This window comes from Streptomyces sp. NPDC005566 (assembly GCF_040605575.1).
GTDB lineage: Bacteria > Actinomycetota > Actinomycetes > Streptomycetales > Streptomycetaceae > Streptomyces.
Genome location: NZ_JBEXDB010000014.1, coordinates 165,890 through 179,946, shown reverse-complemented (window position 1 = coordinate 179,946; position 14,057 = coordinate 165,890). Strand labels below are relative to the sequence as shown.

At 70.8% G+C, this 14,057-nt stretch carries 13 protein-coding genes; 3 read left to right on the top strand and 10 right to left on the bottom strand.

What is annotated here, in order from left to right; all coding sequences use genetic code 11:
- Positions 1-67: 67 nt before the first annotated feature.
- From gatB to ABZS61_RS22850, 9 genes are all read right to left on the bottom strand, one after another.
- Entirely contained in the window at positions 68-1,576 is a 1,509-nt protein-coding gene (gene gatB / locus ABZS61_RS22890; protein WP_356424154.1) for an Asp-tRNA(Asn)/Glu-tRNA(Gln) amidotransferase subunit GatB, read from the bottom strand.
- Between the two features lie 16 nt (positions 1,577-1,592).
- A complete protein-coding gene (locus tag ABZS61_RS22885) occupies positions 1,593-1,835 on the bottom strand; it encodes a hypothetical protein (RefSeq protein WP_356424151.1) in 243 nt (80 codons plus the stop codon).
- The gene (gene gatA / locus ABZS61_RS22880) at positions 1,832-3,334 is read right to left on the bottom strand and encodes an Asp-tRNA(Asn)/Glu-tRNA(Gln) amidotransferase subunit GatA (protein WP_356424148.1); all 1,503 of its coding nucleotides are present in this window, start codon (positions 3,332-3,334) and stop codon (positions 1,832-1,834) included. The genes ABZS61_RS22885 and gatA overlap by 4 nt, the downstream gene beginning before the upstream one ends.
- A gap of 5 nt (positions 3,335-3,339) precedes the next feature.
- A complete protein-coding gene (gene gatC, locus ABZS61_RS22875) occupies positions 3,340-3,636 on the bottom strand; it encodes an Asp-tRNA(Asn)/Glu-tRNA(Gln) amidotransferase subunit GatC (protein ID WP_014048481.1) in 297 nt (98 codons plus the stop codon).
- Positions 3,637-3,788: 152 nt separating this feature from the next.
- The gene (locus tag ABZS61_RS22870; RefSeq protein WP_356424143.1) at positions 3,789-5,945 is read right to left on the bottom strand and encodes a bifunctional diguanylate cyclase/phosphodiesterase; all 2,157 of its coding nucleotides are present in this window, start codon (positions 5,943-5,945) and stop codon (positions 3,789-3,791) included.
- Between the two features lie 328 nt (positions 5,946-6,273).
- Positions 6,274-8,469, bottom strand: a complete 2,196-nt coding sequence (ligA, locus tag ABZS61_RS22865) for an NAD-dependent DNA ligase LigA (RefSeq protein WP_356424140.1) — start codon at positions 8,467-8,469, stop codon at positions 6,274-6,276.
- 31 nt (positions 8,470-8,500) lie between these two features.
- Positions 8,501-9,526, bottom strand: a complete 1,026-nt coding sequence (locus tag ABZS61_RS22860; protein WP_356424137.1) for a methionine synthase — start codon at positions 9,524-9,526, stop codon at positions 8,501-8,503.
- A 35-nt stretch (positions 9,527-9,561) separates the two neighbouring features.
- On the bottom strand, positions 9,562-10,251 hold the full coding sequence (locus tag ABZS61_RS22855) for an SDR family oxidoreductase (RefSeq protein WP_356424134.1): 690 nt from the start codon (positions 10,249-10,251) through the stop codon (positions 9,562-9,564).
- 28 nt (positions 10,252-10,279) lie between these two features.
- Positions 10,280-10,819 carry a TIGR00730 family Rossman fold protein gene (locus tag ABZS61_RS22850; protein ID WP_356424131.1) on the bottom strand — a complete coding sequence of 180 codons (540 nt, stop codon included), beginning with the start codon at positions 10,817-10,819 and terminating at the stop codon, positions 10,280-10,282.
- 74 nt (positions 10,820-10,893) lie between these two features.
- Here ABZS61_RS22850 and ABZS61_RS22845 point away from each other — a divergent pair, with 74 nt between their 5' ends.
- Positions 10,894-11,229 carry a DUF427 domain-containing protein gene (locus ABZS61_RS22845; protein WP_356424129.1) on the top strand — a complete coding sequence of 112 codons (336 nt, stop codon included), beginning with the start codon at positions 10,894-10,896 and terminating at the stop codon, positions 11,227-11,229.
- Between the two features lie 62 nt (positions 11,230-11,291).
- Positions 11,292-12,092, top strand: coding sequence for an alpha/beta hydrolase (locus tag ABZS61_RS22840; RefSeq protein WP_356424126.1), 801 nt, complete (start codon positions 11,292-11,294; stop codon positions 12,090-12,092).
- A gap of 56 nt (positions 12,093-12,148) precedes the next feature.
- On the opposite strand, the gene mnmA is transcribed toward ABZS61_RS22840, so the two are convergent.
- Positions 12,149-13,279, bottom strand: coding sequence for a tRNA 2-thiouridine(34) synthase MnmA (mnmA, locus tag ABZS61_RS22835; protein ID WP_356424123.1), 1,131 nt, complete (start codon positions 13,277-13,279; stop codon positions 12,149-12,151).
- 61 nt (positions 13,280-13,340) lie between these two features.
- Here mnmA and ABZS61_RS22830 point away from each other — a divergent pair, with 61 nt between their 5' ends.
- Positions 13,341-14,036, top strand: coding sequence for a peptidoglycan recognition family protein (locus tag ABZS61_RS22830; protein WP_356424120.1), 696 nt, complete (start codon positions 13,341-13,343; stop codon positions 14,034-14,036).
- The last annotated feature ends 21 nt before the right edge of the window (positions 14,037-14,057 follow it).

Below are 14,057 nucleotides of genomic sequence, written 5' to 3'. Positions count from 1 at the left end.
CGAAAGGGCGGTGCACCCGGATATCCGGGTGCACCGCCCTTCACTCACACGGTCCTGCGGGAGGGCCTCAGCCCTCGACGCCGAGCTTCTCCAGGATCAGCTCCCGTACACGCGCCGCGTCCGCCTGACCGCGGGTGGCCTTCATGACCGCGCCGACCAGGGCGCCGGCAGCGGCGACCTTGCCGCCACGGATCTTGTCGGCGATCGCGGCGTTGGCCGCGATGGCCTCGTCGACTGCCGTGCCCAGGGCGCCCTCGTCGGAGACGACCTTCAGGCCGCGCTTCTCGACAACGGTGTCCGGGTCGCCCTCGCCCGCGAGGACACCCTCGAGGACCTGGCGTGCCAGCTTGTCGTTGAGGTCGCCCGAGGTGACGAGCTCGGCGACCCTGGCGACCTGCACGGGGGTGACGCCCAGCTCGTCGAGACCGCGCCCGGTCTCGTTGGCGTTACGGGCGAGCTCGCCCATCCACCACTTGCGGGCCTGGTCCGCCGGAGCACCGGCCTCCGTCGTGGCGACGATCAGGTCGACCGCGCCCGCGTTGAGGATGGACTGCATGTCGTGCTCGGAGACGCCCCACTCCTCCTTGAGCCGCGCACGGCGCAGCCGCGGCAGCTCGGGGAGGCCCTTGCGCAGCTCCTCGACCCATGCACGGGCCGGGGCGACGGGCACGAGGTCCGGCTCCGGGAAGTACCGGTAGTCCTCGGCGTTGTCCTTGATGCGGCCGGCCGTGGTGGAGCCGTCCTCCTCGTGGAAGTGCCGGGTCTCCTGCACGATCGTTCCGCCGGTGTTCAGCACCGCGGCATGGCGCTGGATCTCGAAGCGGGCGGCACGCTCGACGGAACGCAACGAGTTCACGTTCTTCGTCTCGGAGCGCGTACCGAACTCCTCCCGGCCGTGGGGCCGCAGCGACAGGTTCACGTCGCAGCGCATCTGCCCCATTTCCATCCGGGCCTCCGACACACCGAGCGCCTTGATGAGCTCGCGGAGCTCGGCGACGTACGCCTTGGCGACCTCGGGAGCGCGCGCGCCCGCACCCTCGATCGGCTTGGTGACGATCTCGATGAGCGGGATGCCCGCGCGGTTGTAGTCGAGCAGGGAGTGGGACGCGCCGTGGATACGGCCGGTGGCACCGCCGACGTGCGTCGACTTGCCGGTGTCCTCCTCCATGTGGGCGCGCTCGATCTGCACGCGGAAGATCTCGCCGTCCTCCAGCTGGACGTCCAGATAGCCGTTGAAGGCGATCGGCTCGTCGTACTGCGAGGTCTGGAAGTTCTTCGGCATGTCCGGATAGAAGTAGTTCTTCCGGGCGAAGCGGCACCACTCGGCGATCTCGCAGTTCAGCGCGAGACCGATCTTGATCGCGGACTCGACGCCGATCTCGTTGACGACCGGCAGCGCGCCGGGCAGCCCGAGGCAGACCGGGCAGGTCTGCGAGTTGGCGTCCTGCTTGAGCTCCGTGGAGCAGCCGCAGAACATCTTGGTCTTGGTGCCGAGCTCGACATGGACTTCGAGGCCCATGACGGGGTCGTACGTCGCGAGGGCGTCCTCGTACGACTCCAGGTCAATGACAGTCACGGTGAAACTTTCCCTCTCAGCCCAGCAGGACGTCGTCGTCGCCGAGACGCTTGAGTTCGCGGTAGAGGATCGCGAGTCCGGTCACGATCGCGGCGGCGGATACGGCGGCGTCGATCAGCCGCAGTGTGTCGTTGTCCTTGCGGGCCATCTTCACCTGCTTCAACACGCTGAGCGCGCCGAAGGCGGTGGTACCCATGGACACGTACGCGCCGGTCTTGGACTTCTTGAAGTTCTTGGCCTTCTTAGCCATTGCACTCATAGCGACGGAGCCTCCTCAAGCAGCGGGTGTCCCCACCTTTCCACGAAGGCGGCCTCGACGGCGGCTCCGACCTTGTACAGCCGGTCGTCCTTCATGGCCGGGGCGATGATCTGCAGCCCGACCGGCAGGCCGTCCTCCGGGGCCAGGCCGCAGGGCAGCGACATGGCGGAGTTGCCGGCGAGGTTGGTCGGAATGGTGCACAGGTCCGCGAGGTACATCGCCATCGGGTCGTCGGCGCGCTCGCCGATCGGGAAGGCGGTGGTGGGCGTCGTCGGCGAGACGATGACGTCCACCTGCTCGAACGCCTTCTCGAAGTCCTGCGTGATGAGGGTGCGGACCTTCTGCGCCGAGCCGTAGTACGCGTCGTAGTAGCCGGAGCTGAGCGCGTACGTACCGAGGATGACGCGGCGCTTGACCTCGTCGCCGAAGCCGGCCTCGCGGGTGAGGGCGGTGACGTCCTCCGCGGAGCGCGTGCCGTCGTCGCCGACCCGCAGGCCGTAGCGCATGGCGTCGAAACGGGCCAGGTTCGAGGAGCACTCGGACGGTGCGATCAGGTAGTACGCCGACAGGGCCAGGTCGAAGGACGGGCAGTCCAGCTCGACGATCGTGGCGCCGAGCGACTTCAGCAGCTCGACCGACTCGTTGAAGCGCTGGACGACACCCGCCTGGTAGCCCTCGCCGGCGAACTGCTTGACGACTCCGACGCGCATGCCCTGTACGGAGCCGTTGCGCGCGGCCTCGACGACCGGCGGGACCGGGGCGTCGATGGACGTCGAGTCGAGCGGGTCGTGGCCCGCGATGGCCTCGTGCAGGAGCGCAGCGTCCAGGACCGTACGGGCGCAGGGTCCGCCCTGGTCGAGGGACGAGGAGAAGGCGACCATGCCGTAGCGGGAGACGCCGCCGTAGGTGGGCTTGACGCCGACGGTGCCCGTCACGGCCGCGGGCTGGCGGATGGAGCCGCCGGTGTCCGTGCCGATGGCGAGCGGGGCCTCGAAGGAGGCGAGCGCCGCCGAGGAACCGCCGCCGGAACCGCCCGGGATACGGGTGAGATCCCACGGGTTGCCGGTCGGGCCGTAGGCGCTGTTCTCGGTGGAGGACCCCATGGCGAACTCGTCCATGTTGGTCTTGCCGAGAATGACGACGTCGGCGGCCTTCAGCCGCTTGGTGACGGTCGCGTCGTACGGCGGGACCCAGCCCTCGAGGATCTTCGAGCCGACGGTGGTCGGCATGTCCTGCGTGGTGAAGATGTCCTTGAGCGCGAGCGGGACGCCGGCCAGCGGGCCGAGCTTCTCGCCCGCCTCGCGCTTGGCGTCGACGGCGCGGGCCTGCGCGAGCGCGCCCTCGCGGTCGATGTGCAGGAAGGCGTGGACCTTCTCGTCGATGGCTTCGATCCGGGCCAGGTGGGCCTCGGTGACCTCGACGGCCGTCAGCTCGCCGGAGGCGATCTTCGCGGCGATCTCCGCCGCGGTGAGCTTGATGATGGTGCTGATGTCCGTCATGGCTGTTAGTCCTCCCCCAGGATCTGCGGCACCTTGAAACGCTGCTGCTCCTGGGCAGGGGCGCCCGAGAGCGCCTGCGCGGGGGTGAGCGACGGACGGACCTCGTCCGCGCGCATGACGTTCGTCAGCGGCAGCGGGTGGGAGGTCGGCGGTACGTCTTGGTCGGCGACCTCGGAGACGCGGGCGACCGCGCCGATGATGTCGTCGAGCTGACCGGCGAAGTGCTCGAGCTCTTCGCCCTTCAGCTCCAGACGCGCCAGCCGTGCGAGGTGGGCGACCTCCTCGCGCGTGATGCCAGGCATGCAGCGATCCTCAGGGTTCGGTGTGTGGTTTTGGCCCAATCCTATGGGGTCGCCCGGCGCTGCCCCGCAATCGCGCCCGGGGTGCATCGAGCCCGTCCGGCGATTGAGGACAAAACGCCCGCCGAGTGGTCCCGGCGCCCCTGCCCCGTCGTTCAGGCCGTCGCCGGACCGGGGTTCAGCGCGCGGCCCGCGGGCCTGGACTCCAGCTCGGGCGTCACCGCTGCCGCCGCGGCGGCAGCTGCCGCGGCCTCCAGCTCCGCCGGCCGCCGCCAGCCGTGCTCGCCGCGCGCCCGCAGCCAGGCCGTGGTCTCCTGCGGTGGCATGGCCGCCGCGACGAGCCAGCCCTGCACCGCGTCGCAGCGCAGGTCCCGCAGCCGCTCCCAGGTCTCGTCGTCCTCGACGCCCTCGGCGACGACCAGCAGACCGAGCGAATGGGCCAGGTCGATGGTGCAGCGGACGATCTCCGCGTCCTCGTTGTCTATGGCGAGCCGGGCGACGAACGACCGGTCGATCTTGAGTTCGCTGACCGGCAGCTTGCGCAGGTGGACCAGTGAGGAGTAGCCGGTACCGAAGTCGTCGAGGGACATCTTGACTCCGTGCCCGGTCAGCCCCGCCAGGGTGTCGGCGGCCCGCTGCGGGTCCTCCAGCAGGACGTGCTCCGTTATCTCCAGCTGGAGCGCTCCGGCCGGGACGCCGTGCCGGGCGAGCCGGGCCGCGACGCTTCCCGCGAAGCCGGGGGTGTGGACATCGCGCGGCGAGACGTTGACCGCGACGGGGACGAACAGCCCCTGCGCGCGCCATCGGGCCACCTGGGCCAGCGCGGTCTCCAGCACGTACTCGGTGAGGTGCGGCATCAGGCCGGACGACTCCGCGATCGCGATGAACTCGTCCGGGGGGACCCGCCCGCGCTCGGGATGCACCCAGCGCACCAGGGCTTCGAGCCCGGCGACCTGGCCGTCGAACCTGACCTTCGGCTGGTAGTGGAGCTCCACCTCCTGGGCGTCGAGCGCGCGCCGCAGATCGCCCAGGAGCCCGAGCCGGTCCGGGGTGTTGCTGTCCCGCTTGGACTCGTACACCTCCACGCCCGTACGGTCCCGCTTGGCCTGGTACATGGCCACGTCCGCCCGCCTGAGCAGCCCTTCGGCGTCCAGTGCGTGGTCGGGGTGGACGGCGACCCCGGCACTCGCTTCGAGGACCAGGGTGAGCCCGTCCAGGTCGAGGGGCGAGGAGAGCTCGGCGACCAGGTGCCGGGCGACCCGCTGGGCGCTGGTGGTGGAGTCCGCGGTCGGCAGCAGGACGGCGAACTCGTCGCCGCCCAGCCGTGCGGCCTCCGCACCGCGCGGCAGGGCGAGCCGCAGCCGGTCCGCTATCTGGAGCAGCAGCCGGTCCCCCGCCAGGTGCCCGAGGGTGTCGTTGACGGCGCGGAACCGGTCGAGGTCGATGAGGACGAGCGCCGATCTGGAGCCGGTGCTCCCGGCCTCCTCCAGCGCCGTCCATGTCCTCTCCAGCAGCCACTGGCGGTTGGGCAGACCGGTCAGCGGGTCCCGCAGCTGTTCCTCGGCGCGGGCGCGGGCGATCCAGAGCGTGGAGTCGAGGGCGATCAGCGGCACGGCGAAGAGCGGCAGCAGCACGGGCATGGCCGACGCGACGACGCAGATCAGCGGGGCGATGCCGAGCAGGGCGACCGCGACGAGTCCCTGGCGCAGGAGCGCCGTGCGGGCGATCGTCGGCAGCCCGCCGCTCTGGGATGCCCGTGCGTACCACAGCAGGACGCGAGTGACGAGGAGGTACGTGGAGGCCGCGAGCAGCACTTCGGGGACGGCGTCGATACCCCAGTCGAGTGGCCGCCAGGGGGCGGCGACCGTCGGCACCTCTCCGAAGGCGGACAGGACGAGTCCCGCGGCTCCGATGCCGAGGATGTCCACGGCTCCGTGGAGCAGTCCCTGCCACCAGCGGTGGCGTCGGGCGGTGCCGACGAGCACCACGACGACCAGGCTGACCAGACCGGCGGGCACCCAGCCGTAGAGCAGCAGCACGGCGAGCGTGAGGGCGGCGCCGGAGCCGGTGCCGCCCCACCAGCGGTCGCGTCCGAGGGCGACCAGATGGCCGACGATGATGCCGGTGAGCAGCGCGAGCGACCAGCCCGCGGTGCCGTCCGGGAAGAGCGCCTCGCCGTCGCGGACCGTCCGGTAGAACCCGGTTGCCAGCTGAACCGTGGCAACCCCCACGACGACGGCTCCCACTTTTGACGTGAGGCCGACGAAACCCTGCAGCCGCGACACCGTTGCGGCGCTCTCGGTCGGTTTCATTCCGTCCCTCTCACAGCCGGCGGTGCCGATGTCCCACAGTGGCCCCCGCTCCCGTGCCATCGCGACCCGATTCCGACCACGCGGGCGGGCGCGGCGGGTGCACGTTCAACAGTAGGCCGCCAACAGCCTTTGCGGGCAGCGCTCTACAGCTCTTGCCCGAATGCGGACCCCGCAGTCCCACCGTCCGATGTGTGCCGATCGAGTGAAACCGACCGGCTCGGCCGGATCACTCGGCCCCCTCTTGTCCGCTTTATTCCCTTCTCGTCCACCGCCACTCCCCTGCAGCGTTTCGATCGAGCCTCGATCACTTCGGGCGAAGGGGTCTCGATCACGCCTCCACCGGCACAGCCGCCTCACGCGCCGCGTCCGGCCCCTGGTCGAGCAGGACGGCGAACCCGTCCTCGTCGAGGACGGGGACCTTCAGCTGCATCGCCTTGTCGTACTTGGACCCCGGGTTCTCGCCCACCACGACGAAGGAGGTCTTCTTCGAGACGGAACCGGTCACCTTCGCCCCCCGGCTCTGCAGCGCGTCCTTGGCACCGTCCCTGGTGTGTGTGGCCAGCGTGCCCGTGACGACGACGGTGAGCCCTTCGAGCGGTCGCGGCCCTTCGTCCTCGCCCGCTCCCTCGTCCTCCATCCGGACACCGGCCTCCCGCCACTTGCGCAGGATCTCGCGGTGCCAGTCCTCGGCGAACCACTGCTTGACCGACGCGGCGATGATGGGTCCGACCCCGTCGGCGGCGGCCAGCTCCTCCTCCGACGCCTCGTCGATCCGGTCGATGGACCGGAACTGCCGGGCCAGCTCCACGGCGGCCACGGGCCCCACATGACGGATCGACAGCCCGGTGAGGATCCGGGCCAGGGGGGCCTGCCGTGCCGACGCGATGCCTTCGAGCATGGCCAGGGCGTTCTTCTTCGGTTCGCCCTGCTGATTGGCGAAGACCGTCGCGATCTTCTCCTCACCGCTCTTCGGATCGCGCTTGGGCAGCCCGCTGTCCTGGTCCAGGACATAGGCCCGGATCGGCAGCAGCTGCTCCACCGTCAGGCCGAAGAGGTCCCCCTCGTCGAGCAGGGGCGGATCGGCGGGCTCCAGAGGCTTCGTCAGGGCAGCGGCCGCCACATAGCCGAAGTGGTCGATGTCCAGGCACCTGCGGCCGGCGAGGTAGGCCACCCGCTCCCGCAACTGCGCCGGGCAGGATCGTGCGTTGGGGCAGCGGAGGTCGATGTCGCCCTCCTTCATGGGGCGCAGCGCCGTACGGCACTCGGGGCAGTCGGCCGGCATGACGAACTCCCGCTCGCTGCCGTCGCGCAGGTCGACGACTGGGCCGAGGATCTCCGGGATGACGTCGCCCGCCTTGCGGAGAACCACCGTGTCGCCGATGAGGACTCCCTTGGCCTTCACCACGTTCTGGTTGTGCAGGGTGGCGAATTCGACCTCGGAGCCCGCCACCTCGACGGGTTCCACCTGGGCGTACGGCGTGACCCTGCCGGTGCGTCCGACGCCGACCCGGATGTTGACCAGTTTGGTGTTGACCTCTTCGGGGGCGTACTTCCAGGCGATCGCCCAGCGCGGTGCGCGCGAGGTGGAACCCAGCCGGCCCTGGAGCGGGATCTCGTCGAGCTTGACGACGACCCCGTCGATCTCGTGCTCCACGGAGTGGCGGTTCTCACCGAAGTACGCGATGAACTCCCGTACGCCGTCGAGGGAATCGACCACCTTGTTGTGCCGGGCCGTCGGCAGGCCCCATTCGCTCAGCAATTCGTAGGCGTGCGAGAGGCAGTCGATGTCGAAGCCCTCGCGGGCGCCGATGCCGTGCACCACCATGTGCAGCGGGCGGGTGGCGGTGACCTTCGGGTCCTTCTGGCGCAGGGATCCGGCCGCCGCGTTGCGCGGGTTGGCGAACGGCTTGTCGTCGGCCTCCACCAGGCGGGCGTTGAGTCCTTCGAAGGCCTCCATCGGGAAGAAGACCTCGCCGCGGATCTCGACGAGCGCGGGGATCCGCTCCCCCTTCAGGCGGTGCGGGATCTCCGCGATCGTGCGGACGTTGGGCGTGATGTCCTCGCCGGTCCGGCCGTCGCCGCGGGTGGCCGCGCGGGTCAGCTTCCCGTGTTCGTACGTGAGGTTCACGGCGAGACCGTCCACCTTGAGCTCGCACAGGAAGTGGTAGCCGCCGGTGCCGACGTCCCGTGCGACACGCTCGGCCCAGGCCGCGAGCTCCCCGTCGTCGAAGGCGTTGTCGAGGGAGAGCATGCGCTCACGGTGCTCGACGGACGTGAACTCCGTGGTGTACGGCCCGGCGACCTTCTGGGTCGGCGAGTCCGGTGTACGCAGCTGGGGGTACCGGTCCTCGATGGCCTCCAGCGATCGCATCATCCGGTCGAAGTCGGCGTCGCTGACGACCGGCTGGTCCTTCACGTAGTACCGGAAGCGGTGTTCCTCGATCTGCTCGGCCAGGAGCGCGTGCTGCTCCTGCGCATCCGCCGGCACACCGGTCAGCTGCTGTGCCTGCTGTTCGCCGGCCATCGTCCGATCCTCCCGTTGACCCGTTGCCCCGTTACTCAGGGTTGTCTGCGAGTGACCTCGCGGCCCGGGCGCAGTGGGCGAGCGCGGCGCGCGCGTACGCGGGCGATGCCCCCGCCAGCCCGCAGGACGGGGTGATCACGACGGACTCGGTGAGAGTCCCCGGACCGAACCCCAGCCTGCTCCACAACGTCCTGACACCCATGACGCTACCGCCAGGGTCCGACAATGCGGTCGAGGCCGCGTCGACTCCGGGAACCACGCCGAGGAAGAGCTGGGTGCCGGCTTCGACGGCTTCCCCGATCGCGTCCTCCTCACGCTCGGTGAGAAGAGAGAAGTCGAACGAGATGGCGCCCGCCCCGGCGCGGCGCAACAGGGCGAAGGGCACCTCCGGGGCACACGAGTGGACCACCGTCGGCCCCTCGCCGTTCACCGCGAGCAGCTCGCGCAGGGCTCCCTCGACGACCTGGCGGTCCACGGCCCGGTAGGTCCGGTAACCGCTCGCGGACCGGACCCGGCCCAGGAGTACGGCGGTCAGGGACGGTTCGTCGAGCTGGAGCACCACCTCGGCGCCGGGCACTCGGCGCCGGACGTCCGCGAGGTGCGTGCGCAACCCTTCCGCCAGCGAACCGGCCAGGTCACGGCATGCGCCCGGGTCGCCGAGCATGGCCTCGCCGCCCCGCAGTTCCAGGCCGGCGGCCAGGGTCCAGGGGCCGACCGCCTGGACCTTGAGGAGGCCTTCGTAGCCCTGGGTGTGCTCCTCCATCGCGTCGAGGTCCTCGCCGAGCCAGGAGCGGGCGCGGCGCGTGTCACGGCCGGGCCGGTCGCTGATCCGCCAGCCGCTGGGCTCGACGTGGCCGTACATCTCGACGAGCAGTCCGACGGTCCGCCCGATCATGTCCGCCCCGGGTCCCCGCGCGGGCAGCTCCGCCAGATACGGCATGCCCTGCCCGTCGGCGAAGGACCCGGCGACGGTCTTGGCCGCTTCCCGTGCGTCTCCGCCCGGCATGGACCCGACACCGGTGGCGGCACACCCGCTGAACTTGCTCTTCTCGCTCACGCGCAGAGCCTACGGGCCGCACCGCCCCCGGTTTCTCAGCGGCCGGGGCGGACCGTCAGGTTGTTGATCTCGGCGTCGCGCGGCAGGTCGACGGCCAGCAGGATCGTGGTGGCCACGGACTCCGGGTCGATCCAGCGGGAGGGGTCGTACTCCTTGCCCTCCTGCTGGTGGACCTTGGCCTGCATGGGGCTGGCGGTGCGCCCGGGATAGACAGATGTCACCCGGACGCCGTTGCCGTGCTCCTCGTGGCGCAGCGAGTCGGCAAGGGCCTTCAGGCCGTGCTTGCTGGCTGCGTACGCGCCCCACTCGGCGTGGGCCTCGAGCCCGGCGCCGGAGTTCACGAAGACGACGTCGCCCTGGGAGACGCGCAGCTGGGGCAGCAGCAGCCGGGTCAGTTCGGCGGGGGCGATCAGATTGGCGTTGAGCTGGAAGTGCCAGGCCTTGGGGGTGAGGTCGCCGATCCTGCCGAGCTCGACGACCCCCGCGATGTGCAGCAGCGAGTCGAGCCGTTCGGGCATCGGCTGCTGCCCGAAGGCCCAGGAGAGCCGGTCCGGATTGGCGAGGTCGCCGACGAGTGTGCGGGCCCCGGGGTGGAGGGCGGCCAGTTCCTTGGCCCGCCCTGCGTCCCGGGCCAGCAGCACGAGCTCGTCGCCGCGCTCCAGGAGGCGGCGGGCGACGGCCGCTCCGATACCGGAGCCGGCCCCGGTGATGAGGTGAGTAGGCATGCCCTCATGCTGTCACCCCGCCCGGGCCTCAGCGCAGGCCGGCCGACTCCTCCAGGTAGGCGAGCGCCCCCACTCCGTCCTTGGCGAAGAAGACCAGGTCGGTGAGGGGCACCGGCAGGAAGCCCTCGTCCTCCATGCGCTGGAACTGCTGGCGCAGACCGTCGTAGAACCCGGCCGTGTTCAACAGGACGACGGGCATGGTGTTCTTGCCGTGCTTCTTCAGCTCCAGGATCTCCGTGGCCTCGTCGAGCGTGCCCGTACCCCCGACCATGATCACGACGGCATCGGCCTTCTCCAGGAGCAGCGCCTTGCGCTCGGCCAGGTCCTTGGCGACCACCATCTCGTCGGCGTCGGCCCTGGCCTTCGCTGCCAGGAACTCCACCGACACGCCCACGAGCCGCCCGCCGGCCGCCTGCACCCCGTCGGCGACGACCTTCATGAGTCCGCTCTCCGAACCTCCCCAGACCAGGGTGTGGCCGCCCCGGCCCAGCAGTTCGGCGAATTCGCGGGCGGGCACGGTGTAGCGGTCGTCGAGGTCGGCGGCGGAGAGAAAGACACAAATGTTCATGCGCCCACCGTACGGGCCGCCCCGGCACACCCCGGAGCGGGAAGAAACAGGCCCGCTGCACGGCTGAACCAGTCATGACTTCCGCATCAGGACACCGCATCACCGTCGAGCCCGAAGCCGTGCACGTGCGCGTGGTACGCGAAGGGCAGCTGCTCGCCGAGAGCCATCGCCCGCTCGCCCTGCGCGAGACGGGTTGTCCCGTCAGGTACTACCTGCCGCCCGGGGATGTCCGTACGGAGTTGCTGACGCCCTCGGACACCCGCACGCACTGCCCGTTCAAGGGTGACGCGTCCTACTGGTCGCTGCCCGGAGCGGCGGACCTCGTCTGGGCCTATCCGGAGCCCAAGGAGCACGTCGCGGCGATCAAGGGCCACTTCTGTTTCTACGACACGGATGTGGTCGCCGACTGACCGTCAAAAAGATTTCCCGGCACCACCGATGAGTTCTGCGAGCCGTCCCGGTCCACCCTCACATGGACAAGACTCTCTCCCGTGACGGCACGTCCGTCGCCTACCGGCGCCGGGGTGACGGGCCGCCGGTGATCCTGATCGGCGGGGCACTGAGCAGCGCGGCGGCCGAGGAGCCGCTCGCCGAACTGCTCGCGCCGCGGTTCACGGTCGTCACGTACGACCGCCGTGGGCGCGGCTCCAGCGGCGACACCGGTCCGTACGCGGTGCGGCGCGAGATCGAGGACCTGGCCGCGGTCGCGGCCCGGGTGGGTGAGCGGGTGTCGCTGTTCGGCATGCTGTCGGGCGGTGCGCTGGCCCTGGAGGCGCATGCCGCGGGGCTGCCCGTGGATCTGCTCGCCGTGTACGAGCCGCCGTACACACCGGATCCGGCCGGGCTGCTGTTCAAGTCCCGCTGCACGGCGGAACTCCACAGCCGGCTCGCGGTCGGCGACCGGGGCGGGGCCGTCGAGCTGTACCTGTCCCGGACCGGTGTCCCGGAGGCGACGGTCGCCCGGATGCGCCGGGCCCCGCTGTGGGCGGAGCTGGAGGCGCTCGCCCACACGCTCACGTACGACGACACACTGCTGGGCAACGGCACGGTCCCGGCCGAGCGCTTCGCGTCCGTGACGGCGCGCACGCTGGTGGTCTGCGGCGGCTTCAGTCCCGATCGGACCCGTGAGACGACTCTCGCCCTCGCGGCGGCGGTCCCCAAGGCGCGGCACCGCACGCTGACCGGCCAGACGCGCGACCTGGCACCGCAGGCGATCGCACCGGTCCTGGCGGACTTCTTCGCCCGGGACGTGTTCCTGCGCGAGGCCTCGTAGCGGGCCCCGAACCGGCCGGGTCGCCGCAGGGGAGCGACCCGGTCCGAGGCTGTGCGTCAGCCCGCTGCCGCCCTCTCGCGGCGGACGGTCGTCGCGATGGTGGCGGAGCCGACCACCCTGGTGCCGTCGTACAGGACGACGGCCTGGCCGGGGGCCACGCCCCGTACAGGCTCGGTGAACGAGACGTGCAGGGTGCCGTCGGTCAGCTCCGCGGTCACCTCGGTCTCGCCGCCGTGGGCGCGCAGCTGCGCGGTGTACGTGCCGGGGCCGGCCGGGGCCGTACCGCACCAGCGGGGCTTGATGGCCGTGAGGGCCGTGACGTCGAGGGCCTCGGCGGGGCCGACCGTCACCGTGTTGTTCACCGGTGAGATGTCCAGGACGTAGCGGGGCTTGCCGTCGGGGGCCGGGTGGCCGATGCGCAGGCCCTTGCGCTGGCCGATGGTGAAGCCGAAGGCGCCCTCGTGGGTACCCACCTTCGTACCGGACTCGTCGACGATGTCACCCTCCGCAGGGCCCCCGAGACGGTCCGCGAGGAACCCCTGGGTGTCGCCGTCGGCGATGAAGCAGATGTCGTGGCTGTCGGGCTTCTTGGCGACGGCCAGGCCGCGGCGCTCGGCCTCGGCGCGGATCTCGTCCTTGGTGGTGAGGGTGTCGCCGAGGGGGAACATGGCGTGCGCGAGCTGCTTCTCGTCCAGGACTCCGAGGACGTAGCTCTGGTCCTTGGCCATGTCCGAGGCCCGGTGCATCTCCCGGGTGCCGTCGTCGTTCAGCACGACGGTGGCGTAGTGGCCGGTGCAGACCGCGTCGAAGCCGAGGGCCAGGGCCTTGTCGAGCAGTGCGGCGAACTTGATCTTCTCGTTGCAGCGCAGGCACGGGTTGGGGGTGCGCCCCGCCTCGTACTCCGCGACGAAGTCGTCCACGACGTCCTCGCGGAAGCGTTCCGCGAGGTCCCAGACGTAGAACGGGATGCCGATGACGTCCGCCGCGCGGCGGGCGTCCCGGGAGTCCTCGATGGTGCAGCAGCCGCGGGCCCCGGTACGGAAGGACTGCGGGTTCGCGGAGAGGGCGAGGTGCACACCGGTCACGTCGTGGCCCGCCTCGGCGGCACGGGCCGCTGCGACGGCGGAGTCGACTCCGCCCGACATGGCGGCGAGCACGCGGAGGGGGCGCTGGGAGGTCTGAGTCATAGCCCATCCAGAGTACGGGGCTCCGGGAACCGAATGCGCGCGGATATGCGTTGACGACCACATGGGGACCAGAGGCAGGGCCGGAGAATCGGGGAGCGGGTCGCGCGGCATCAGCAGACGCTCGCTGCTGATCGGCGGCGCCGCGACCGCGGTGGGCACGGCCGCGCTGGCCGCGGAGGAGATCCGGCGCGTCTGGTGGCGGGTGCCGGGCGTGGAGAAGCCCCGCAAGCCCGGTGAGCTGGACTTCGCCGGTGCCCGATGGGTGGCGGCCTCCGAGGCGAACTGGCGGCGGGCCGACCGCCCCGACGACTACGGCGTGGACCGGGTGATCATCCATGTCACCCAGGGCAGCTTCGCCAGCGCGGTCAAGGTCTTCCAGGATCCGGCGCACCGCGCAGCGACGCACTACATCGTCGGCCAGGACGGCCGTGTGACGCAGATGATCCGCGAGCTGGACGTGGCGTACCACGCAGGTAACCGCTCGTTCAACGAACGCAGTGTCGGCATCGAGCACGAGGGGTTCGTGGACCGTCCGAAGGACTTCACGGCCCGGATGTACGCGTCGTCGGCGCGGCTGACGGCAGCGATATGCGCGCGGTACGGGATACCCGTGGACCGCGAGCACATCATCGGGCACGTCGAGGTGCCGGGCGCGGACCACACGGATCCGGGACCCCACTGGGACTGGCCCCGCTACATGAAGCTGGTCCGGGCCGCTTCCGAGACGGCGAGGGCGACGGAGGCGGCGAAGGGCTAGGCCCTTTCGCCGAACGAGGCC